Source organism: Sporolituus thermophilus DSM 23256 (assembly GCF_900102435.1).
GTDB classification, from domain to species: Bacteria; Bacillota; Negativicutes; order Sporomusales; family Thermosinaceae; genus Thermosinus; species Thermosinus thermophilus.
Window position 1 is genome coordinate 1 of sequence record NZ_FNBU01000004.1, and the last position, 23,686, is coordinate 23,686.

Genomic DNA, 23,686 nt, shown 5'->3' on the forward strand with positions numbered 1-23,686 from the left:
CATCTTTTCGGCAAACTACCCAGCCAGGACGAAGCATCTTATCTTGTTTGATCAGCTGGTCCATTTTTTCTAAAACCGCCTTGACGATCGTGCGCCCTACGTCATGTAGTTTATTTTGTAACAGCCGCTCAAATTTCTGAAAATCCATCTCATACAATAAACGCTCAAATTCTTTCTCGTCTTCTCCCAACTTCGAAAGGATAACCTCTTTGATATATCGAATAAATACTGTCATGAAGACATCACCCCTGGGTAATCTTTTTGGATTACTCATCCCGTCGAAGGATGGTGATGTCTTCTTCTTTTTTCTTCCTCAAAAATCCTACAGTAATTTTACACTAACGATTTTTGTATTTTCAATCGAATAGACCGAGACTTGCGGCAGGTTAACGGGCGGCTTTAAGACGATATAGTTCTGCTTCTTGATTGGTTTGGCGTAGGTATAATATATATCCCATAGCAGGTAAAATCAACTTGAATTTTGTAGCGCAAATAGTACAATAAAAACAAGGTTTTGTCTTAATATTTCTTAATATTCTTTGTTCGAATAATTTTAAAGGGATGCCGGCTTCACTGGGAGCCGGTTGAATTTTGCCCCGTACTGGGGTGTCAGGGGTTGGTAAAACGGTATGCGGTCAGTTTTGCGCGATATTCAGGACACCGTAATCAAGTATGCCAATATTATTGCCCATGTTATTGATGTCGACGTTGAAATCGTTGATGCCAACCTGTGCCGGATAGCCGGTACCGGGGCCTACAGCAACAGAATTAATGAAGATATTTCCAATGAGGGATTTGTCTATAAAACTGTTTTGGCTTCCGGTCAACCGCAGTTTATTGAGGAACCGGGGCGGCACAAATTATGTCTATCTTGTCCCAAACAGTTAATATGTGCAGAGAAACTGGAAATGTGCACTCCAATCAGGTTAAGAGACGAAATTATTGGCGTTATCGGTCTTATTTGCTTTAATGACCGGCAAAAACAGCACCTGCTGGCCAACAAGGAGGCTTACCGCGAGTTTCTCGGGCAAATTGCCGAGTTTATCAGCATCAAAGCTTATGAAAAGCAGGAAGCGGAGCGTAATTTGGCCATTGTAAATTTGCTCAACCAAGTTGTAAACAACATTGATAAAGGCGTGCTTATTCTGGATAAAGATAACATCATTGTCCACGCTAACGGCAGTGCAATGAAACAACTGGCGTTGTCTCCGACCTGTTTTCAGAAAAAAATCAGCCTGGAAGCTACGGGTGATTCTCTGCTGGCATCGGAAGAATTTAAGATTACCATTGATAACAAGGTTTACTACCTGATCGGTGATATTTTCCCGGTCAGACTCCGGATTGCCGAGTATTCCAAAGTGCTGATATTCAACGAAATCAAGAAAGTGAAGTCAGGAATTTACGAACTGACCAACATTCATAATGACGTCAGGATCGGTAACATTCTGGGCGGCTCCGAGATTATGCGTCAGCTAAAAGCCAAAGTGCTAAAGATTGCCGCCTCCCACTCCACCGTTCTCATTACCGGAGAAAGCGGGACTGGTAAGGAAATGTTCGCCCGGGCCATTCACGCCGAAAGCAGTCGCCAAAATTATCCGTTTGTCGCGATCAACTGCGGCGCCATACCCGATACGCTGCTGGAAAGCGAGCTGTTCGGCTATGTAAAAGGCGCTTTTACAGGAGCGGATCCGCGAGGGAAAATTGGAAAGTTCGAACTGGCCAACAAGGGAGTTATTTTTCTTGACGAAATTGGTGATATGCCGCTGTATCTGCAAGTAAAGCTGCTCCGGGTTCTGCAGGAAAGAAAAATTACCAGGATTGGCTCCAACCAGGTGATTGATATTGACGTACGGGTAATTGCCGCAACTAATAAAGACTTGCGGGCCATGATTAAAGAAAACAAGTTTCGGGAAGACCTTTTCTACCGGCTAAACGTCATTCCCTTGGAGATACCGCCGCTGCGGGAACGGAAGGAAAATATTGCCGAGCTTGTCATGTTTTTGGTGGCAAAATATGCCCGCTTGTTCAATAAAAAAGTTACGGGCGTAGACGAGGAAACAATGCGTATTCTCGAGAGGTATTCCTGGCCCGGTAATGTACGCGAACTGGAAAACACCGTGGAATTCATGATTAACATGATGGAAGGGGACGGGATACTAACGACGGCCACCCTACCCAAAAACCTTCTGGAACACAGGAGTGAGCAGACCAACCGGGAATGCCCGATACGTCCCTTGAAAGAAATAGAGCGCGAGGCGATTGAACAGGCATTGAAAATTTATGGCGTTACCACCCGGGGGAAACAGCTTGCCGCCAGGCAGTTGGGTATTGGGATTGCTACCCTGTATCGCAAGATAGAGGAGTATTCTTTATCATAATGATAAAAAAGGCGGCCTAGCCTCTATCAAAATGATAAAATTTATCATTTTGATAGAGGCTTTTTAACACCCGGACTACTCGAGATGTGGTGCAAATGCAGGGATTTGCGGCATCCATCCATATTGGCACAGAATTTGCAAAAGTTAAAATTGCCGGACCAAACATTAAGGAGGGGAAATATTGAGCGAAAAGCTGCAGTGGATAGGCAATCAGTTAATGCAGACAAAAGACACCGGCGTGTCTATCGGCTTTTTGAGCGAGCAGGAAATTGACAAAGCACGAAAGTTTCACCAAAGTTTTCCCGAGTATCGGGAAACACCGCTGCGTAGTCTGGCTAATCTGGCCGGAGCGCTAGGAGTTGGCGGGATCTATGTGAAAGACGAGTCTTACCGCTTTGGACTAAATGCCTTTAAAGTGCTCGGCGGGTCTTACGCTATGGCGCGGTATCTGGCGGAGCGGTTGGAGGAAGACATTGCCAAGCTGCCGTTTGACCGGCTGACGTCGCCGGCTGTCAAACAGCGGCTCGGGGAAATTACCTTCACCACCGCTACGGATGGCAACCACGGCCGTGGCGTTGCCTGGACGGCCCGACGGCTGGGGCAAAAAGCAGTAGTCTATATGCCCAAAGGTTCGGCGGTTCGGCGCTTGGAGAATATCCGGGCTGAAGGTGCACAAGCATATATTACCGACATGAATTATGATGATGCCGTGCGTTTGGCAGCGGAAAGTGCCCGGAAGTACGGCTGGGTTATTGTCCAGGATACTGCCTGGGAAGGCTATGAAGACATCCCAACCTGGATTATGCAGGGATATGGCACCATGGCGGCTGAGGCATTAACCCAGCTCCGGGAGTATGGTGTGGAAAAACCCACTCACGTTTTTGTCCAGGCCGGGGTAGGATCGCTGGCCGGCGCAGTTCAGGGGTATCTGGCGTCGGTATTCGGTGATGACCGTCCCATAACGGTTATTGTCGAGGCCAATCAGGCGGATTGCCTGTTCCGGTCAGCTTTGGCCGGCGATGGCAAACCGCGGGTGGTAACAGGCGATTTGGCGACTATCATGGCGGGGCTTGCATGCGGTGAGCCAAACATCATCGGCTGGAACATTCTCCGGGACTACAGCCATATGTTTGTGTCGTGCCCTGACTGGATTGCGGCCCGCGGTATGCGGATACTGGGCAATCCTTTGGCCGGCGATGACCGGATTGTTTCCGGCGAGTCAGGAGCGGTTACTGCCGGTTTGCTGAGCGTGATTATGCAGCACCCCGAATGGGCAAAGCTCCGGGAGGCCTTGCATCTTGACGAAAGCTCCAGAATTCTCCTGTTCAGTACGGAGGGCGACACCGATCCGGAAAAATACCGCAGCATTGTCTGGGATGGCGAGTATGCCAGCTACGAACAAAGCGGAGGAGAGAAGAAATAATGTTAACAGAAAAACGTCAACAAGAACTTGTCGCGTTATGCCAGGAGCTTATTCGGCGGCCTAGCTACTCAGGCGAGGAAAACCAAGTAGTTGATGCAATGAAAGCCGCGTTTCAGGCTCTGGGGTTTGATGCCGTTCATGTGGACGACTACGGCAATGTTATCGGGGCGATATACGGTAAGCAGCCTGGCAAGGCCATTTTATTTGACGGTCACATTGACACCGTTCCTGTTAGTGATGAAGAAAAGTGGGCATATCCTCCTTTCGGTGCGGAAATTGCCAATGGGCGTATTTACGGCAGGGGTGCCTCGGACATGAAGGGGGCGGTGAGCGCCATGCTCAGCGCGGCCGGATTTTTCGCCGCTGATACGGCAAGGAACTTTGCTGGAACTATTTATGTCGCCGGCGTCGTGCATGAAGAGTGTTTTGAAGGGGTTGCTTCCCGGTTAATCAGCAGCAAATTCAAGCCTGACTATGTGGTGATCGGTGAGGCTTCGGAACTCAATCTCAAAATCGGTCAACGGGGCAGGGCGGAAATTGTCGTCGAAACTTTTGGGAAGCCCGCCCATTCCGCCAACCCGCACAAAGGTATTAACGCTGTGTATAAAATGGCGGCGCTGATTGAACGCATCCGGCAGCTGCCCACACCGCATCACGAGGTGTTGGGCAATGGCATCCTGGAATTGACGGACATTAAGTCGGCGCCTTATCCCGGAGCATCGGTGGTGCCATATTACTGCCGGGCTACTTATGACCGGCGTTTGCTGGTCGGTGAGACCAGGGAAGAGGTGCTGCGCCCCATTCACAGCGTTATTGCCGAAATGGCTGCTGTCGATCCGGAGTTTTCGGCCAAAGCCTATTACGCCGTGGGTACGGAAAAATGCCATACCGGAGCGGAAATTACGGGCGAAAGGTTTTTCCCGGCATGGCTGTATGACGAAGGTGACGGCTTTGTCCAAGCCACGCTGCAGGGGTTGCGGGATATGGGCCTTGACCCGCAGGTCACCCACTATTCTTTCTGCACCAATGGCAGCCATTATGCCGGCGAAGCGGGAATAAAAACGATTGGCTTCGGACCTTCGCGGGAAAATCTGGCCCATATCACTGATGAATATATCGAGCTTGAACAGCTCTTTGGCGCGTGCCGCGGTTATTACGGCATTATGCGGGCTGTTTTAAAATAAGGCGAGGTGAGCATAATGAAGACCCTTATCAAGAACGGCCGCATTGCTGACGGCACGGGACATCCGTCGTTTATCGGCAGCGTGGCGATTGACGGCGACCGGATCAGCGCGGTGGGGGAGGGCATAAGCGCTGATGGTTTTGACCGAGTGGTTGATGCTCAGGGGTTGGTAATTGCCCCGGGATTTATTGACACGCACAGCCACTCGGATCTCCAGCTGCTGCTTGATCCGTTTGTTGCTCCTAAGATCAGGCAGGGTATTACGACGGAAATTCTCGGTCAGGACGGCATTTCGATGGCGCCGCTTCCTAAGCAGTATATAAGCCCGTGGCGGAAAAACCTGGCCGGGCTTAACGGTGACAGCGACCGAATCGACTGGGAATATGAGACTACCGATGGTTACTTACGCCTGCTCGAACAGTCGGGGGTAGGGCTCAATGCGGGCTATCTGGTTCCCCACGGTAACATCCGCATGGAGGCAATGGGTCTGGACAATCGGCAACCGTCGGAGGAAGAGCTGCGGCGTATGCAGGATATTACGCGGCGGGAAATGGAGGCCGGGGCCCTCGGGCTGTCGACCGGGCTGATTTATATGCCCTGTGCTTATGCCGCTACGGAGGAAGTTATCGAGTTATGCAAGGTGGTTGCCGAATACGACGGGGTATTTGTTATTCACCAGCGCAGCGAAGCGGACTGCATTTTGGAGTCCATGCAGGAAGTCATCCGGATCGGCCGGGAGTCGGGCGTGAAGGTGCATTTTTCCCACTTTAAAGTGTGTGGCCGGAAAAATTGGGAAAAAATCGACCAGGTAATTGCTTTGCTGGAACAGGCCCAGGCCGAGGGCATCCGCGTTTCCTTCGACCAGTATCCTTATGTCGCCGGCAGCACTATGCTGGGAGTCATTCTGCCGCCCTGGGTTCATGACGGCGGGACGGATAAACTGTTAGAGCGTCTGGCTGATCCTAAGCTGCGTAAAAAGATGGTTTATGATATTGAGAACGGTCTGCCGGGGTGGGACAACTTTGTCGATTTTGCCGGCCTTGACCAAATTTTTGTGACCAGTGTCAAGACCAAAAACAATGAAGACCTAATCGGCAAAAATTTGATCGAAATTGGTCAAATTCGCGGCAAAAATCCTTATGACGCTACTTTTGACCTTTTGTACGAAGAACAGAACGCCGTGGGCATGGTCGATTTTTATGGTACAGACGAGCATATCATCAGATTTATGACCAGGCCGGAACAGAATGTATGCACCGACGGCCTGCTGGGCGGCAAGCCTCATCCGCGCGTTTACGGCTCATTTCCCCGGGTGCTCGGTAAATATGTCCGGGAGGAAAAAGCGCTTTCTTTAGAGGCAGCGGTACGCAAAATGACAGCCAAGCCGGCGGAAGTTTTCCGCATCAAGGACCGTGGCCTGTTAAAACCCGGTTATTATGCCGACATTGTTGTGTTTAACCCGGACACGGTGATTGACCGGGGGACGTTTATCGAACCTGCTCAGTATCCGGACGGTATTGAATATGTGCTTATCAATGGCAGGGTTGCTGTGGAGAAAGGCAAGCAAAATCAGGTATTAGCCGGTAAGGTACTCCGTAGATAGGGGTTCATAAAGGCAAAATGATAAGAGGAGGCAGGAAAATGACAACTCAAGCGACCCAAGGCGGATTTCGGTGGAAGCTAAGGTATTCAATTCTGGCCATTATTTGGGTGGGCTGGCTATTCTCATTTCTTGACCGGATGGTTATCAGCGTGGCGCTCCCGTTTATTGGCAAAGACCTGAATATTGACGCCACGATGCAGGGAGCTATTTTAAGCGCCTTTTTCGCCGGATATGCCCTGTTCCAGATACCTGGCGGCATGCTGGCCGATAAATTCGGGCCGAGGCGGGTTATGGCGCTGGCGATATCCTGGTGGTCTATTTTTACATCCCTTACCGGGCTTATTGCTACTTATCCCATTATGTTGTTCTGCCGTTTTATATTTGGGGTAGGCGAGGGATGTTTCCCAGGGGCGTCCTGGAAAACAATCGCAACTTACTTTCCCCCGAAGGAAAGGGCTACTGCCACAGCCATCCAATCTTCGGTAAATACGCTCGGGCCGGCAGTGGCCTCACTAGTGGCCGCCGGGATTATTGCCGCTTACGGCTGGCGCACTGTGTTTATTGCCCTCGGTATTCCCGGGCTATTGATCGGTTTGGCCATTTGGTTTTACTTCAAGGACAACCCGGCTGACCATCCCCACATGACGCAGGAAGAACTCGCTGAGCTTAATGTCCGGCCGGCAGCTGCCGACGCTACCGGTTCGGCAAACAGCGGCATTACCTTCAAGGAGTTTCTCAAAAAGCCCATTCTGTGGCAAATGGTATTAATCTGGTTTCTGTTTGATATCACCTTCTGGGGCTTTGTTTCCTGGTTGCCTTCCTATCTGATGAAAGTCAGAGGCTTTTCCCTTATCAAAACAGGAATTACCGGTTCTATCCCCTTCTTTGTCGGCACTTTAGGCATGCTGGCCGGCGGATACCTGTCTGACCGGGTGAAGGGCCAGCGTAAGTGGATGTTTATTCCTAACGCCCTGGTGGCTGGGTTCTTCCTGTATATGACGTATACCGTCCCGTCGGCAGATATGGCCGTTGTTTACCAGAGTATTTCCGCCTTCTTTATGTTCCTGGCTATGGCTGCGTTCTGGGGCTTGGTTATGGACACCATTCCTGCCCATATCATGGGGTCAAGCTCAGGTACGGTGAATTTCGGCGGGCAAGTTGCCGGTTTCATTTCGCCGTTTGCCATGGGGTATCTTATTGATATAAGTAAGGGGTCATTTGATACTGCTTTCGTTTTCCTCATTATCGCCATTGTTGCCTCTGCGGCGGTAGCGCTTACGGTTAAACAAAAAGAGAATGCTGCCGAAGGGGCACCGATGCAGGCCTGAAAAAACTTAGCCCGGGGATGGCCTTCCCCGGGCCGATTTTTTTGTATTGGTTATTCGCCTCCCCAGCGGCTTTTTATAATTATGCCATATAGTTCCATATGCCAAATCTCGCCTTGCCAACCATAATCTTAGCGGAGTGATGCCGAAAATACCGGGCAACAATATTAATGGAGGTGGTCACATGTTTCACAAATTGAAGCGCCGCAAGTCCATGATGCAAAAAATGATGGACATGGATATGGACGTGGACGTCATGTCTGCGGTCAAAATAGTGGCCGCCGGCGCCTTGCTTTACGGTACCGCCAAATTTATGTGGGATGAATTAATGGATTAGCTGCCCCTCCTGGCTGGGAACAGCCACCCGCGAGGCTTTTGCGCCTCGCTTTTTTTACTTCCGGCAGGCTTTTGCCGGTTGGAAAGCGAAAGCAAAAGCTAAATGAATACGCGAAGCCAGGAGGAGATGGTGTTTATGCCACAAACAGGACAAACCCGCACCGTACTGGTCACCGGGGGCGGCCAAGGGATTGGCGCCGCCGTGGCCGAGGCCTTTGCCGCCAAGGGCGACCGGGTCATAATCTGGGAGAAAGACGGGGAGGCTGCTGCCGAACGGGTTGAGTTAATTCGCAACCGGGGTGGAGAATGTCAGGTTATGGTGGTGGACATATCCCGGGAAGACGAGGTTAAGGCTGGCGTTCAGCGTCTGATTGAGCAAGGGATAACTATTCAGGTTATTGTCAACAATGCGGGCGTTTCCCGCCCAACGCCGCTAGCTGCGCCAATGAGCGACTGGGACGCGGTGGTTAATACCAACCTGCGCGGCCAATATCTGGTGGTAAAATATGCGGCGCCGCTGATGAGCCGCGGCGGGGCGATCATCAACATTGCTTCCACGCGAGCCCTAATGTCCGAACCGGACTGGCATGCCTACGCCGCCGCCAAAGGCGGGCTGCTGGCCCTTACGCATTCCCTCGCCGTCACGCTGGGCCCGCAGGGGATACGGGTTAACGCTATCAGCCCGGGCTGGATTGATGTATCGCCTTGGCAAAAGCGGACTAACCGCCAGCCGGTCCAGCTGCGGGACATCGATCATGCCCAACACCCGGCCGGACGGGTCGGCCGGCCGGAAGATATCGCCGCCGCCTGTCTGTTTTTGGCCTCGCCCGAAGCCGGGTTTATTACCGGCGCCAACCTGGTAGTGGATGGCGGCATGACCGTGAAAATGATTTATGCTGAATAGGTAGAGTGACAGTCTATCTGAATATAATTGCCTATCGCCATGAAACCGTAACTTGGTTTCATGGCGATTTTTTAAACCATCATTCCATATCGTGAAATATTATCTCGGTAGACGGAATTTTGACAGGATTTTTTCGAATATGTATAGTATAAATTTCCGGGCAATAGCATGAAGTTTCATATTTGTGGAATTTAGACGGGAGGTGGAATATGCGGAAAAACAGCGTAGAAGTCCAGGCATTGCAGCGGGCGCTCGATATTTTAGAGGTAATCGGCAATAGTTCCAGTCCGGTCACTTTAAAAAATATAACAGCCATGGTCGACTTGCCTAAGTCAACCGTTTACCGTTTGCTCTCCAATCTGGAAAGTCGCGGTTACGTGCGGTGCGGCAATGACGGCAGATATACGTTAGGTTTGAAATTATTAATGATGAGCCAGCGGATGGAACAGGGGTTTGAACTTAAGCATGTGGCAAGGCCGTATATGGTTAAGCTGAACGAATTGTCGAAAGAATCGGTTCACCTTGGGGTACTGAATAACAATAAAGTTCTCTATGTCGACACAATTGACAGTCCGCAGGTAATTAGGCTTGTTGCCGAGGTAGGCAGCACAAATGCCGTGCACTGTACGGCGCTTGGCAAGGCGCTGTTGATAGGTCATAGCGATGACGCCATTAAGCAAGTGTTGCATGACGCCGGGATGGAAAAACGAACTCCTTATACACTGGTTACTCCGGAAAGTTTCCTGGCCGAGATGCAAATTGTCCGGGCGCAAGGCTATGCACTCGACGTATGTGAAAGCAACGAGCACTGTTGTTGCGTCAGCGCGCCTATTTATAACCATCACGGGGATGTTGTAGCGGCTATAAGCATCTCGGGCCCTGCGTCGCGGGTATCGCGGGATTTAATGAAGAATGAACTGGCGCCAAAACTAAAAGAAGCTACCCAGGCTATTTCCCAATTTTTGGGATTATTTCCTGACCGTAACTGATTGAGTTTTCCGGCGGAGGTTGTGCGGTAATTAATGCATTTAATACTTTTTTTAAGAAGAGGTGACGATTCGTGATTTTGGACAAATTTTCCTTAGCGGGTAAAACGGCCATTATTACCGGAGCAAGCCGGGGGCTGGGTGAAGGAATGGCGTTGGCACTGGCGGAGGCAGGCGCCGATGTTGTGGTTGTCAGCAGCGGCAGTAAAATCCACGAAACCGCGGAAAAGATTAGAGCATTAGGCCGAAAAAGCGTGGCCATTCAGGCCGACTTGGTCAGTATCGACCCGATACCTGGAATTATTGCGAAAACCCTCGAAGAATTCGGCAAAGTGGATATCCTGGTCAACTGCGCCGGCATTATCAGGCGCGCTCCGGCGATTGAATTTACCGAAAAAGATTGGGACGACGTCATCAATGTCAACCAAAAGTCACTGTTCTTTATGTGCCAGGCGGCGGCCAAGGAGATGATGAAACAGGGCAAAGGTAAAATCATTAATATCGCTTCGCTCCTTTCCTTCCAGGGCGGTATTATCGTACCGTCTTATACCGCGAGCAAGTCGGCCGTTGCCGGTCTTACCAAAGCGCTGGCCAATGAATGGGCCGCTTACGGCATTAACGTAAACGCCATCGCTCCTGGCTATATGGCGACCGATATGACGGAAGCGCTGCAAAAGAGTGCGGAACGGGCGCCGGCTATCCTGGCGCGGATACCGCAAGGGCGTTGGGGCACGCCCGAGGACATGAAAGGTGCGGTTGTCTTCCTGGCATCGGATGCATCAGATTATATTCAGGGCCATATTTTAGTCGTTGACGGCGGCTGGATGGGCCGGTAAGCGAGGTGTTGGTCATGGAAGTAAGATATGCGGCAAATCCAAAGGACGTAAAATTGTATGATACTAGGCGGCTGCGGGATGAATTTCTGATTGAAGACTTGTTTCCAAGCGATGCGGTCAAGATGGTCTATAGCCATATTGACAGGATTATCGTCGGCGGAGTCGTCCCTGCCACTAAGCCGATAGCGCTGGAAGCCGGGTCGGAGATACGAGCCGAATATTTCCTGGAGCGGAGAGAACTTGGCGTTATCAATATCGGCGGTAAGGGAACCGTAACAGTAGACGGTACTGCCTATGAACTTGATAACCGCGACGGTCTGTATGTAGGGATGGGGGCAAAAGAAATAATATTCGCCAGTGCCGATGCCAAAAGTCCCGCCAAGTTTTATTTTAACAGCGCTCCTGCACACGCGGCGTACCCAACGGTAAAGGTAGGGCTTGCTAAGGCACGGAGGGTTGAACTCGGTTCGCAGGCAGAGGCCAATAAACGGACAATCTATCAGTATATTCACCCCGAAGTTTTGCAAAGCTGCCAACTGGTGATGGGGATGACCGTCCTGGAGCAGGGCAGCGTTTGGAATACTATGCCCAGCCATACCCACGACCGGAGGATGGAAGTTTACCTTTATCTCAATATGCCGGAGGACGCTGTCGTTTTCCACTTCATGGGGGAGCCGGGTGAGACGAGACACATCGTTGTTCGGAACGAGCAGGCCGTCATTTCTCCCAGTTGGTCTATTCATTCCGGCGTAGGCACCCGTAGTTACGCCTTTATCTGGGGAATGTGCGGTGAGAACCAGACCTTCACTGATATGGACCATATCCCGATGGCTGAATTAAAATAAAGTAAAGACAAAAAAGGACGGTAGGAACCGTCCTTTTTTGCTATAGCCATGCGGAGTGTTAGTAAAGTTGATAAAAACAAAAGTCATTATTACAAAGACAAAATTGCTAATGTTTACGAAGAGAATTTTACCAAGAAGATATTGACGAAGATGAATACGGTCTTTATAATTTTAAATAAAATTAATGTTTGTATACAGAGTACATAAAATAACGAGTGTACCTAGGGATCCGCGGCTTAGAACCGGTCTGAACCAAGCGGTACAGGCGCACCGGGGTGCGTTACACCGTGGGAGTAAAAGCCCCAGCGGGAGGTCGTTTACAACCATTTTCCGCTGGGTTTTTCTATTTTTACAATTTAAAATGCAAGGGTGCTTAAGCAAAGTGAAGGGAGAGGAGAGCGGGGTTGTAAAAGTGACGTGTGTCAGTAGGAAGGTAGGATGGCATGAATAAAAAGGAGTCAAGCGAAAAAACAAGCGAAATGGAGGAATAAAAAATGGAAACGGTGCGACCTGCGCCAGGTGTGAGTCTTGACGCTATGAAACCTACCCGGCAACGGGTAGTACTAGTGGCTATTCTCCTTCTCACTTTATTGGTTGCTTATCTGGATAGGGTGAATGTTTCCGTGTTATTGGCCGATAACACGTTTTTAACCGATATGGGCATTAAAGGGCAACCGGTGCAAATGGGACTACTAATGACTTTATTTTTGATTGCTTACGGCGTGGCCAATGTCGTCTTAAGCCCTCTTGGCGATTACATTGGCCCGCGCAAGGCGATGTCCATATCCATCCTTCTTTGGACGCTATCGGTCCTTATCGGTGGTTTCGCCACCACTTTTACGACCATGCTGGTAGCCCGCGTTATATTGGGCATCGGCGAGGGAATGCATTGGCCGATGCAGAGTACTTTTGTCAAGAACTGGTTTCCACCCCATGAGCGCGGTAAAGCCAATGCCGTGTGGCTCATTGGGCTGATGGTTGGGCCGGCTATCGCCATGCCTTTCTTTACCTGGATCGTATCCGCCTGGGGTTGGCGTCCGAGCTTTTTCGTTCTTGGTGCCATGGGGCTGGTACCATTGTTTCTTTTGTGGTTTTATGTTACCGACCATCCGCGCCAGCATAAGCGGGTTAATCAAGCCGAACTGGAATACATCGAAAAAGCTCTGAAAGCCGAGGCTGAGGAGGAGGCACGCCTGAAGACCGAGACTCTCGGGGAACGGCTTAAGTCTTTCGCTTTGAACTATAGATTTTGGCTTTTGACCATTAACTATTTCTGCATTGCATCGGTGTGGTGGGGTACAATGGCGTGGCTGCCGTCTTATTTGAAAGCGGCGCGCGGCTTTTCCTGGGCGCAAATGGGGGCCTTTTCCTCGCTACCTTACATTTTAGGCGCCGTCAGCATCCTTTTCTTCGGTCATCTGGCCGATAAACTTGGCCGGCGGGCGCCTTTCGTGGCTGTTGCGCACCTCGGCTCCGCCCTGGGGATTTATTTCGGCGCCATGGCACCGGACAATATGACGGCGGCCCTGATGATTTCGGCCGGTATTGCGTCCATTGCTATCGGCTTGCCATCGTCCTGGGCGATCCTGCAGCGTATTGTCCCTGGTAAGGCGGTCGGCGCGGGCGCTGGCATGATGAACGGCGTGGCCAATGGTGGGTCGGCCTTTTCGCCGGTTCTCATCGGCTTCTTTATCGCCTTGACGGGTGGTTATGTCGGCGGCCTGATGTTCCTGGTGGGCCTGGCGGTCGTCGGCTGCCTGTGTATGACGGTATTGTCGCTACAGAAATATTAGCCGCAGCAGTTACTTGTATTTTTACTGCGGAGAGCAGGAATGCGCGAGGGCGCTGCAGAAAAAGGAATTTAATGGTATTTGGCGCTGCGGCTTAATGCCATTATGCCATACAAGGGGGAGTTTGCATGTTAAAAGAGTTTTCGCTGGGGTTTGGCGACAGCCAGATTAAAGTCGCTCTGCCGGAGGAGAAAATTATCAATGTTGTAGAAGGCAAGCCTGTCGCCCCGATTACCGATGTGCCAGCAGCGGTGCGGGAAGCCCTGAATAATCCCATTGGTACGCCACCGCTTAAGGAAGTGGTGAAGGCCGGCGACAAGGTCGCGATTATTGCCAGCGACATTACCCGCATGTGGGTCAAACATGACCAGTTTTTGCCAGTGCTGCTTGATGAACTTAACGCTGCCGGCGTGCCGGACAGGGACATTAAGCTGGTTGTTGGTTTGGGCGCCCACCGTCGCCATACGGATAAAGAGAATGTTAGGGTCTATGGCCAGCAGGTCGTGGATCGCATCGAAATCGTCCAGAGCTATGCGCCGGCGGAAGAGGACTTTGTTTATGTCGGCAAAACGTCGCGCGGTGTGGAGACCTACCTTAACAAGCATGTTGTTAATGCGGATAAAGTCATCCTTACCGGCGGCATTGTTTACCACCTGATGGCCGGTTTCGGCGGCGGCCGTAAGGCGATTATGCCCGGGGTGTCCGGCTATGCCACCATTCAGGGAAATCATAGCTACTGTCTCCATGACGAAGTGGGTAAAGGCATTAGCCCGCACTGCGTTTCCGGTAAATTGGAAGGCAACAATATGCACGAAGACATGACTGAAATGGCGGCCATGCTTAACCCCGCCTTCTTGCTCAACGCCGTCTTTACGCCAGAGGGCCAGTTTGCCCGGTTTGTAGCCGGTCACTGGTATGATGCCTGGCGGGAAGGCTGTCGGACGGTCGAGGAGATCTTCGGCGTACCGGTCAAAGGCAAAGCCGACTTGGTTATTGCTTCGGCCGGCGGTTTTCCCAAAGACATTAACCTCTATCAGGGCTCCAAAACGATTGACAACGCTTTCATGGCCGTAAAAGAAGACGGCGTTATCATCCTGCTGTTGGAATGCCGCGACATAATGGAGCCGCCTGATTTCAGCGGCTGGTTTAACTACGAGTCGCTGTACGACCGGGAAGTAGCGCTGCGTAAGGGTTTTACCGTGCCAGGCTTCATCGCGCTCAAGTGCGGCCTCATGGCGGCCAAAGTGCCGCATATCGTCGTTACTTTGCCGGAAAACAAGGCCTTTGTTGAAAAAGCTGGCATGATTGCCGTAACCACCATTGAGGAGGCCATGGCCCTGGCCGAACAAAAACTGGGCCGTAAAGACTATACCATTACGGTCATGCCCCACGCCGCCAATACGGTGCCGCTGGTGCAAGAATAAGGACGCCGCATTATTATCAGCCCCCGGAATTGTCTGGGGGCTTTTTATTGTTTGTCCGCCCTTCGGGTACACTAAAAACATTGACAGGAAAACGCCACAAATTTATACTATATACTATACAGGGGTATAGTATAGGGGGTGACGTAATGCTGACAGAAGCGGAAAAAGAAGTCCTCCGCGTCCGGCTGCGCCGGATCGGCGGCCAGATTAACGGTATTGAAAAAATGCTTGATGAAGGGCGCTACTGCGTGGATATTCTACAACAGGTGACAGCGGCCCGGGCCGCCCTTAATAAAGTGGCGCTCCTCATCCTGGAGAGCCATGCCAAAAGCTGCCTGGTGGCGGCTGTTCAGCAGGACCGGGCCAACGAAGCCATTGATGAGCTGATGGATTTTCTCGATAAATTTACGAGATGATGAAAGAAGGTATGCGTTATGGCAAACTTGCAATCGGCCACTTTAAAAATCGGCGGTATGTCGTGCGCGGCCTGCGCCAGCCGCGTGGAGAAGGGGCTGGCGGCGCTGCCCGGCGTGGCCAAAGCGGTCGTCAACTTCGCCGCCGAAAAAGCGACGGTGACTTATGACAAGGACCAAATCGGTCTCCGTGATATGGCGGCCAAGGTCGAAGAGCTGGGCTACCAGGTCGTTAAGGATAAAGCCGAATTTAAAATTACCGGCATGAGCTGTGCGGCCTGCGCCCGGCGCATTGAGAAGGGGTTGGCAGCCCTGCCCGGTGTCTATTCGGCTGTCGTCAACCTGGCCATGGAAAAGGCGACCGTGGAGTTTAACCCTGGCGAACTCGCCGAAGCTGAAGTTAAGGCGCTGGTGGAGCGACTGGGCTTTGGCGCCCATAGCCTGGCGGACACGCGGGAAATTGACCGCGAACAGGCGATGCGGGAAGGCGAAATCCGCAGCCAACGGGTGCGTCTTTTTATTTCGGTCGTTTTTTCGTTTCCGCTACTCTGGGCGATGGTACTGCATATGTTCGGGGTGAGCGGTGCTACCGCCCAGCTGCTGATGAATCCTTACCTGCAGTGGGCGTTGGCTACGCCGGTCCAGTTTATTGCCGGTTGGCAGTTTTACCGCGGTGCTTTTTTAGCGCTGCGGGGCGGCGGGGCCAACATGGACGTGCTGGTAGCTCTTGGGACCTCGGCGGCGTATTTTTACAGCATTGCCAATGTGTTGCGCGACGTGTCCGACCTGTACTTTGAAACTTCGGCCATTCTCCTTACCTTGATTATTCTGGGAAAACTGCTGGAAGCACGGGCCAAAGGCCGGACGTCGGAAGCGATCAGAGCGCTGATGGGCCTGCAGGCTAAAACGGCGCGGGTCGTACGGGACGGGCAGGAGGTGGACGTGCCGGTGGAAGGGGTCGTGCCGGGTGATATCGTCGTCGTCCGCCCCGGCGAAAAAATCCCCGTTGATGGCGTGATTGTCGAAGGTATTTCGACGGTTGACGAGTCAATGTTGACCGGGGAAAGCATTCCGGTCGACAAAAAAGTGGGCGACGAGGTGTTCGGGGCCACGCTCAACAAGTTGGGCGCCTTTAAGTTCAAGGCTACCAAGGTAGGCAAGGATACGGCCCTGGCGCAAATTATCCGCATCGTGGAAGAAGCGCAGGGGTCGAAAGCACCCATCCAGCGATTTGCGGATGTTGTTTCCGGCTATTTTGTCCCGGCGGTAATAACCTTGGCCGTCCTTACTTTCCTGGCATGGTACTTTGTGCTTGATCCCGGCAACTTTTCCCGCGCCATCGTCAATTTTACGGCGGTGTTGGTCATCGCCTGCCCCTGCGCCCTTGGGTTGGCAACGCCTACCTCGATTATGGTGGGCACGGGTAAAGGAGCGGAGAACGGCATTTTGATCAAGGGAGCGGAGCATCTGGAAAACACGCACCGGCTAACGGCGATAGTACTTGACAAAACGGGGACGATAACCAAAGGAGAGCCGGCCGTGACGGATATCATATCTCTAAATGGCCAAACCGAGACTCAGCTGCTCCGTTTGGCCGCAGTAGCCGAGAAAAATTCGGAACATCCTCTGGCCCAGGCCATTGTCCGTCAGGGGCAAGCTCAAGGCGTGGTTAGCGGCGATGCCGCGGAGTTTGCCGCTATTCCCGGCCATGGTGTGCGGGCACGGGTGGATGGAAAAACCGTCCTGGTGGGAACGCGGAAACTGATGCGGGAAAATGGCGTTGATTTTGACAGTAGCATCAGTCGGATTGAAGCGCTGGAGCAGCAGGGAAAAACCGTCGTGCTTATGGCGGTGGAGAATGAGCCCGCCGCCCTGATCGCCGTCGCCGACACCGTCAAGGAACATGCGGCTGACGCTGTGGCGCAGCTAAAAGCAATGGGGCTGGAAGTCTGGATGATTACCGGGGACAACGAGCGAACGGCCCGGGCGATTGCACGCGAGGTGGGCATTGAAAATATCATGGCCGAGGTATTGCCTGAGGACAAGGCGGAAAAAGTACAGGAACTAAAACTGCAGGGCAAAGTGGTGGGCATGGTCGGCGACGGTATTAATGATGCGCCGGCGCTAGCTACCGCTGATGTTGGTTTTGCCATTGGCACCGGTACGGATGTGGCCATGGAGGCGGCCGATATTACCCTGATTCGCGGCGACCTGCGCGGCATTGTGGCCGCCATTCAGCTTAGCAAGGCCACCATGCGTAATATTAAGCAAAACCTCTTTTGGGCGCTTATCTATAATTCGCTGGGGATTCCGGTCGCTGCGGCCGGGTTTTTGTCGCCCGTTCTCGCCGGGGCGGCCATGGCGTTCAGTTCGGTTTCCGTGGTAGCCAACGCGCTGCGGCTGCGGCGGTTCCGGCCGCAGCTTTCCTAGAATTTTACCTTGAGCACTGTGGGGATTTTTTGTTGCCCGGTGGCAGGAAAGCGGCGGCGTCGGCAAGAACATTTGGGAAAATACGGTATATAGCCCGGCCGGCTGGGAATACTAACGATTATATCAATAGGAGAAGATTGCCATGCGTTTCGAAGTTAGTGAAGATATTTTCCGGCTCTTTCCTACGGCATGTTTCGGCGTCGTCGTGGCCGCGGATTTTCAGCCCCGGGAGCTTGAGACGGTCGCCCGGCTCTTGACGGCGGCGGTGGCAGCGGCGCCGGCCAAATTCCCCGAGGGGGTACGCAGTCACCCGTCAATCCGGGTATGGCGCGAGGCGTTTGCCAAAATGCAGTTAAATCCGAACAAATTTTTAAGCTCGGTGGAAGCGCTTCATACCCGGGTTTATAAATCCGGACAGTTGCCGCAAATTAATCCTGTTGTCGATTTAGTTAACGCCCTTTCGCTTAAGTATGTGCTGCCCATGGGAGCGCATGACCTGGAGCGTATGACCGGGGATATGCGATTGCGGCTTAGCCGTGAAGGCGATGTGTTCACGCCGTTCGGCGAACAACAGGTGGAAGTTGTGCCGCCCGGCGAGATTGTTTACGCCGATGATGTTGAGGTGCGCACCCGCCGCTGGGTGTGGCGTCAGGGCGAAAAAGCGAAGATCGTTGCTGAGTCGCGGTATATCTTTTTCCCGATTGACGGTTTCGCCGATGTTAACAAAGCCGATGTTTTAGCCGCCCGCGATGAGCTAGCCGAGTTCGTCGCCCGGCTGGGCGGCCGGGCAGCCGTGTTTTTCGTCGACCGAGATTGTCCCGTTGCCGAGTGGGACTTAAAGTAAGCGAAAGTATGCCAAGACTTGACTGGTAAATTTCCGTCGGGTTATAATATAAATAAACCGACTGGAATACTAGGAATTAGAGGTGCATTATGGCAAAAATCGCGAAAAATCTAACCGAGCTAATAGGCAATACGCCCCTGCTGGAGCTGGCGAACTATAATGAGCGTCAGGGGCTTAAGGCTCGCCTTGTCGCCAAGCTGGAATATTTTAACCCGTTGGGCAGTGTCAAAGACCGGGTAGGCTACGCCATGATCCAGGATGCCGAAGAACGGGGGCTGCTCCATAAAGACTCGGTCATTATCGAGCCGACCAGCGGCAATACCGGCATCGGCCTGGCCTTTGTCGCCGCGGCCAAAGGCTACCGGCTCATTCTCACCATGCCTGATACTATGAGCGTTGAACGCCGCAGCCTGCTAAAAGCCCTTGGCGCCGAGCTGGTGTTGACGCCGGGCGCGGAAGGGATGAAGGGGGCCATCCGTAAGGCGGAAGAACTGGTGGCAGCATTGCCGAACGCATTTATGCCTCAGCAGTTTCAAAATCCCGCTAACCCCGCTATGCACCGCCGGACGACAGCGGAGGAAATTTGGCGGGACACTGACGGGCAAGTTGACATATTTGTCGCCGGTGTTGGTACCGGCGGTACGATTACCGGCGTAGGCGAAGTGCTCAAGGAACGCAAAGAAGACGTGCGGATTGTCGCCGTAGAGCCCTACGATTCGCCGGTCTTATCGGGGGGGCAGGCCGGTCCCCACAAGCTCCAGGGGATTGGCGCCGGTTTTGTCCCTGCTATTCTCAATACCGGCATTATTGACGGCATTGTTAAAGTAAAAACGGAAGAAGCTTTCGCTGCGGCCCGTGAGTTAGCCAAGGCTGAAGGGCTGCTGGTTGGCATCTCCAGCGGCGCCGCTCTCTTCGCCGCTACCGAACTGGCCAGGCAGCCCGAGAATGCGGGCAAAACGATTGTTGTCCTCTTGCCTGATACAGGTGAGCGGTATTTGTCTACGCCGCTGTTCCAGTACGAAGATTGATTATTCAAGGCCCTGCGCTATGCAGGGCTGGTTTATTTATTAGATTCCGGTTGTACTAAATGGGAACTTGGCGCCATAGACTGTCTATGTGGAGTTTTTTTCAGAATAGGAGATGGCGCCGGTTGAAAAGGTTTATCCTGGTTTTTGGTTTTTTAATGGCCGTCGTATTTACTCAGACAGGAACGGCCGCGCCGCCGGTGGTGGACGGTTGGCCGGTGACTAGCCCCGTCGTGGCTCTGACGGTGGAAAACATCGAGACGGCTCCCGAACTGGAAAGTATCTTAAATTTATGCCGCGACGAAGGGATTGCGGCTACGCTGTTTATCCGGGAACCGGTGATTAGCGCCCAGGCCGCGCTGGTGAAAAAAGGCGTTGCCTTAGGCCTGGAATTTGGCAATTATGGCCGGGAGCGCCGTTATTGGGCGGAGGTGAGCAGCGGGGACATTGCAAAGGAACTGGCTGACGCGGCCAAGGCGCTGGAGACTGCTGCCGGTAAAGCCCCCCAGGTTGTCCGCCCGCCCTTTTATTATTACGAGGACAATTTCCTGCAGGCGGTAGAGCAATACGATCGCGGCGCCGTCGTCGTCAGAGGCCTCGATACCGGCGACTGGACGCTTATGTCGCCCCAGGCTGTTACCGAGTTTGTCATTACATCGGCCAAGGCGGGAACGGTTATTAATGTGAATATAAAGGCGCCGCATGCGGCAGCGGCCTTGCCCGAAGTGGTCAAACAACTAAAAGCCAAAGGGTTTAAAATTACTACCGTCGCCGCCCTCAAGGCGGCGGCCAAGCCAGCCGCGCCGCCGGCTTCTTCGGCTAAATCGTCCGGCCAGCATGGTCTTTATGCCGTAGTGAACAGCGGCCGCGCCGACCGCCCGCTTGTCGCGCTTACTTTTGACGACGGCGGCAGCTACTACCAGGTGCGGGAAATTCTTGACGTCCTCAGGGAGTACAATGCCCGCAGCACCTTCTTCCTCCTCGGCCGCTGGGTGGACGCCAATCCGGAGCTGACGCGCCGCATTTTAGCCGACGGCCATGAGATTGCCAACCATTCTTATTCCCACCCATCGTTTTCCCGGTTGAGCGCCGACGAAATGCGCAGTGAGATAATGTCTACCCAGTATGCGCTGGAGCGGGCGGTCGGCAGCCGCTATACCCACCTGTTTCGCCCGCCCTATGGCGATTATAACGGCACGCTTAGCGCCGTGCTGAACGGGATGGGCTACCGCGCTTTGGTTATGTGGAATGTGGACAGCCGGGACTGGACAGGGGTGTCAGCCTGGAGCATGGCGAATAAAATCCTCAGCCAGGTCTCAGGCGGCGCCATCATTCTCTTCCACCTCCATGGCAGCAACACTGCTGACGCGTTGCGGACAATACTGCCCGAACTGCGCGCCCGCGGCTATAATCCTGTTACCGTGACGGAACTGCTCGCCGGTTAGTGACAGAAACAGAAATTTCCAATTAATAATAAGTTGACAAGATAGGGTAGAGCGGCTATAATAAACAAGTGTCAACAACATCTGCTGTGACTCCGTAGCTCAGTTGGATAGAGCGTTTGACTACGAATCAAAAGGTCGCAGGTTCGAATCCTGCCGGGGTCGCCACTTCAAGCATAACCGCCAAGATCGGCGGTTTTTATTTTTGCCGTAGGTAACTATTTTCTTAATTTACTCGACTCGGACGCCTACTGGTCAGGGGTGTTTTGAAATCATGTAAGGCAAATAACCGGTCAGGGACGCGGTTATTAGTTTGCGAAGGGTAAGCAGGTCGGCGGATGCTGCCGCTTATAAAGCGGTGCCCGGCTTTGCATATGGATGATATATAGAAAAGAAGGCACTAAAAAGGCAGGTGAAACGAACAATTTGTCGCAAAAAGGTCTTGCGACAAGTGGGCAAGTCTGCTATACTTACCATTGTCGTTACTCGCGGCGGCGGCGCGAAGAAAAATAATTAAAGATATGCTTGACATAATTGAGCAAGTCTGATAAAATATACTTCGTCGCGAGAAATGATCATGGTGGCTGTGGTGAAGAGGCCAAACACGGCGGATTGTGGCTCCGTTATTCGAGGGTTCGAATCCCTCCAGTCACCCCACAAGTTTTATATAGGGGCGTAGCCAAGTCGGTAAGGCACGGGACTTTGACTCCCGCATGCGTTGGTTCGAGTCCAGCCGCCCCTGCCAGTGTGACCCACTAGCTCAGTAGGTAGAGCACCTGACTTTTAATCAGGGTGTCGATGGTTCGAGTCCATCGTGGGTCACCATTTATTTGTGTGAGGAAAATTGACAGGTATTAGCCGTCTGTGATATGATATTGACACATCTAAGTTAGTATGCGGGCGTGGCGGAATTGGCAGACGCGACGGACTTAGGATCCGTTGGGCAACCGTGGGGGTTCAAGTCCCTTCGCCCGCACCAATATAGAGCGATAAGGTTTCACGGTATTTTAGCCGTGAAGCCTTTTTTATTTATACAGCAAATGAGCAACAATGCGACAGTGGTAAGGAGCGAGGAATTGCATAGCATAAATTCGGACGAAATATTTTCGGCTTTATGGTATGATAAAAACGTATTAACCAAAGTGCAGCTTTCTTACGCGGGGTGAGAGCATGACCAAGCTGTCGGAAACCAAGATGTGGGAAGCCGTTGCGGCGAATGATGCCCGGTATGATGGCGCGTTCTACTACGCCGTAAAAACGACTGGGATCGTGTGCCGCCCCTCATGTAAGTCCAAAGTTCCCAACCGCGAAAATGTAGTCTTTTTTACGAGTCTGGATGAGGCCCTTCATGACGGCTTTCGCCCATGCAAAAGGTGCCGCCCTGATCTAGGGGCGCATTACCGCCCGGAAGAAGATATTGTCGAGTTGGCTTGCCGACTGCTACGGGGCGAATATCACAACCCGGATATACTTGCGGAATTACCCGAACGGATAGGGATTAGTTTTTTTCATTTTCAGCGCTTATTTAAGAGAGTCACCGGCTGTACGCCCAAGGAATATTTACGGCGCATCCGGATAGACAAAGCCGCAGAGCTGTTAGCGCACAGTTCTCTGAATAATACCGATATTTGCTTAACCGTCGGTTTTAGGAGCGTTTCCGGTTTTTATACGGCATTTCGTCAACACATGGGCCTGCCGCCCAAAAAATACCGGAAAGTCAGGGAGATAGGGGAATTGCGCCATGATTGTCTATGACGCAGTGCAAACACCGTTGGGTCCTGTATATGTAGCCGTGGATGATATAGGGGTATGCAAGGTAGCCATAGACAGTAGGGATTGGCAAGAGTACATAGGCAGTACCGGGTGTCAGCGGGACAGTGCCCGGTGCGATTTTGCCATTCGTCAGTTAAAGGAGTATTTTTTGCGGCAGCGGCGCCGGTTTGACGTTCCTTTATCCATTGCCGGGACCGATTTTTGCCGGCGGGTATGGGAAGTGCTAAGTTCAATACCGTACGGTGAGGTACGGACATATGCCGATATTGCCGCGGCGATCGGCCAGCCCCAGGCTTGTCGGGCAGTTGGTCTGGCCAATTTTAAAAATCCTTTGCCCATATTTATACCGTGTCACCGGGTAGTGGGGAAAAATGGAGGGTTAGTTGGTTATAAGGGGGCACGTACCGATTTTAAGCGGTATTTGCTACAGCTTGAAAATGCGTTAACGCCGGAAAATGGGGGGGAAATGGGGATAAATTAGAGCTTGGACGGTGGAAGGCTGAAAGCTATGGGAATGCTTATTGCAATTAACGTTCCGACGGAATTTTCTCATCTGCCTTTCTGGTAGATGACGTGGGCTTGCAGAATGCAATAAAAAGGCGATTGAAGCGGGATGTCAAGCACACGGTTGACGAGATTAGAAAGCTGGCCGGCCAATGTCGAGGATGGGAAGCATATGCTACTTTTTATTTATGGCGAACGCTGTTTGGCGACTAATACCAAGCC

The 23,686-nt window shown here is 52.3% G+C and carries 19 protein-coding genes, 5 tRNA genes and 1 pseudogene; 24 read left to right on the top strand and 1 reads right to left on the bottom strand.

Annotated elements, in window-relative coordinates:
- A pseudogene (locus BLQ99_RS03485) lies at positions 1–235 on the bottom strand (ISLre2 family transposase); the annotation flags it as partial.
- Between the two features lie 394 nt (positions 236–629).
- On the opposite strand from BLQ99_RS03485, the gene BLQ99_RS03490 reads away from it, so the two are divergent.
- From BLQ99_RS03490 to BLQ99_RS03600, 24 genes are all read left to right on the top strand, one after another.
- The gene (locus BLQ99_RS03490) at positions 630–2,378 is read left to right on the top strand and encodes a sigma 54-interacting transcriptional regulator (RefSeq protein ID WP_093688203.1); all 1,749 of its coding nucleotides are present in this window, start codon (positions 630–632) and stop codon (positions 2,376–2,378) included.
- A 181-nt stretch (positions 2,379–2,559) separates the two neighbouring features.
- Complete coding sequence (gene dpaL / locus BLQ99_RS03495; protein WP_425440867.1) at positions 2,560–3,801, top strand: diaminopropionate ammonia-lyase; 1,242 nt, start codon at positions 2,560–2,562, stop codon at positions 3,799–3,801.
- Positions 3,801–4,985 carry a YgeY family selenium metabolism-linked hydrolase gene (locus BLQ99_RS03500; protein WP_093688205.1) on the top strand — a complete coding sequence of 395 codons (1,185 nt, stop codon included), beginning with the start codon at positions 3,801–3,803 and terminating at the stop codon, positions 4,983–4,985. Before dpaL ends, BLQ99_RS03500 begins: the two co-directional genes overlap by 1 nt.
- 15 nt (positions 4,986–5,000) lie before the next feature.
- Positions 5,001–6,587 (top strand): N-acyl-D-amino-acid deacylase family protein, encoded by a 1,587-nt coding sequence (locus tag BLQ99_RS03505; protein WP_093688207.1) that lies wholly within the window; start codon positions 5,001–5,003, stop codon positions 6,585–6,587.
- Positions 6,588–6,625: 38 nt separating this feature from the next.
- Positions 6,626–7,915: an MFS transporter gene (locus BLQ99_RS03510; protein WP_093688209.1), complete on the top strand. Its 1,290-nt coding sequence runs from the start codon at positions 6,626–6,628 to the stop codon at positions 7,913–7,915.
- A 181-nt stretch (positions 7,916–8,096) separates the two neighbouring features.
- Positions 8,097–8,249 (top strand): hypothetical protein, encoded by a 153-nt coding sequence (locus BLQ99_RS14880; protein WP_171904583.1) that lies wholly within the window; start codon positions 8,097–8,099, stop codon positions 8,247–8,249.
- Positions 8,250–8,384: 135 nt separating this feature from the next.
- On the top strand, positions 8,385–9,152 hold the full coding sequence (locus BLQ99_RS03515) for an SDR family NAD(P)-dependent oxidoreductase (RefSeq protein ID WP_093688438.1): 768 nt from the start codon (positions 8,385–8,387) through the stop codon (positions 9,150–9,152).
- Positions 9,153–9,361: 209 nt separating this feature from the next.
- Positions 9,362–10,141 carry an IclR family transcriptional regulator gene (locus tag BLQ99_RS03520; RefSeq protein ID WP_093688211.1) on the top strand — a complete coding sequence of 260 codons (780 nt, stop codon included), beginning with the start codon at positions 9,362–9,364 and terminating at the stop codon, positions 10,139–10,141.
- Positions 10,142–10,212: 71 nt separating this feature from the next.
- Positions 10,213–10,974: a 2-dehydro-3-deoxy-D-gluconate 5-dehydrogenase KduD gene (kduD, locus tag BLQ99_RS03525; RefSeq protein WP_093688213.1), complete on the top strand. Its 762-nt coding sequence runs from the start codon at positions 10,213–10,215 to the stop codon at positions 10,972–10,974.
- A 14-nt stretch (positions 10,975–10,988) separates the two neighbouring features.
- Positions 10,989–11,819 (top strand): 5-dehydro-4-deoxy-D-glucuronate isomerase, encoded by an 831-nt coding sequence (gene kduI / locus BLQ99_RS03530; protein ID WP_093688215.1) that lies wholly within the window; start codon positions 10,989–10,991, stop codon positions 11,817–11,819.
- A gap of 494 nt (positions 11,820–12,313) precedes the next feature.
- On the top strand, positions 12,314–13,612 hold the full coding sequence (locus BLQ99_RS03535; RefSeq protein ID WP_143005861.1) for an MFS transporter: 1,299 nt from the start codon (positions 12,314–12,316) through the stop codon (positions 13,610–13,612).
- Between the two features lie 125 nt (positions 13,613–13,737).
- Entirely contained in the window at positions 13,738–15,033 is a 1,296-nt protein-coding gene (gene larAH10, locus BLQ99_RS03540) for an NPN-dependent 2-hydroxyacid racemase, LarAH10 family (RefSeq protein WP_093688217.1), read from the top strand.
- A gap of 146 nt (positions 15,034–15,179) precedes the next feature.
- The gene (locus BLQ99_RS03545; protein WP_007288850.1) at positions 15,180–15,449 is read left to right on the top strand and encodes a metal-sensitive transcriptional regulator; all 270 of its coding nucleotides are present in this window, start codon (positions 15,180–15,182) and stop codon (positions 15,447–15,449) included.
- Between the two features lie 18 nt (positions 15,450–15,467).
- A complete protein-coding gene (locus tag BLQ99_RS03550) occupies positions 15,468–17,876 on the top strand; it encodes a heavy metal translocating P-type ATPase (protein WP_093688219.1) in 2,409 nt (802 codons plus the stop codon).
- 142 nt (positions 17,877–18,018) lie between these two features.
- On the top strand, positions 18,019–18,720 hold the full coding sequence (locus BLQ99_RS03555) for a B3/B4 domain-containing protein (protein ID WP_093688221.1): 702 nt from the start codon (positions 18,019–18,021) through the stop codon (positions 18,718–18,720).
- Between the two features lie 89 nt (positions 18,721–18,809).
- Positions 18,810–19,748: a cysteine synthase A gene (gene cysK, locus BLQ99_RS03560; RefSeq protein WP_093688223.1), complete on the top strand. Its 939-nt coding sequence runs from the start codon at positions 18,810–18,812 to the stop codon at positions 19,746–19,748.
- Positions 19,749–19,870: 122 nt separating this feature from the next.
- Positions 19,871–21,190, top strand: coding sequence for a polysaccharide deacetylase family protein (locus tag BLQ99_RS03565; protein WP_171904584.1), 1,320 nt, complete (start codon positions 19,871–19,873; stop codon positions 21,188–21,190).
- Positions 21,191–21,278: 88 nt separating this feature from the next.
- A tRNA-Arg gene (locus BLQ99_RS03570) sits at positions 21,279–21,355 on the top strand.
- A 412-nt stretch (positions 21,356–21,767) separates the two neighbouring features.
- A tRNA-His gene (locus tag BLQ99_RS03575) sits at positions 21,768–21,844 on the top strand.
- A gap of 12 nt (positions 21,845–21,856) precedes the next feature.
- A tRNA-Gln gene (locus BLQ99_RS03580) sits at positions 21,857–21,932 on the top strand.
- 4 nt (positions 21,933–21,936) lie between these two features.
- A tRNA-Lys gene (locus BLQ99_RS03585) sits at positions 21,937–22,012 on the top strand.
- A 71-nt stretch (positions 22,013–22,083) separates the two neighbouring features.
- Positions 22,084–22,166 (top strand) — tRNA-Leu (locus BLQ99_RS03590).
- A gap of 191 nt (positions 22,167–22,357) precedes the next feature.
- Positions 22,358–22,942 (top strand): bifunctional transcriptional activator/DNA repair enzyme AdaA, encoded by a 585-nt coding sequence (locus BLQ99_RS03595; RefSeq protein WP_216093625.1) that lies wholly within the window; start codon positions 22,358–22,360, stop codon positions 22,940–22,942.
- Complete coding sequence (locus tag BLQ99_RS03600) at positions 22,929–23,441, top strand: methylated-DNA--[protein]-cysteine S-methyltransferase (protein ID WP_093688227.1); 513 nt, start codon at positions 22,929–22,931, stop codon at positions 23,439–23,441. The genes BLQ99_RS03595 and BLQ99_RS03600 overlap by 14 nt, the downstream gene beginning before the upstream one ends.
- The last annotated feature ends 245 nt before the right edge of the window (positions 23,442–23,686 follow it).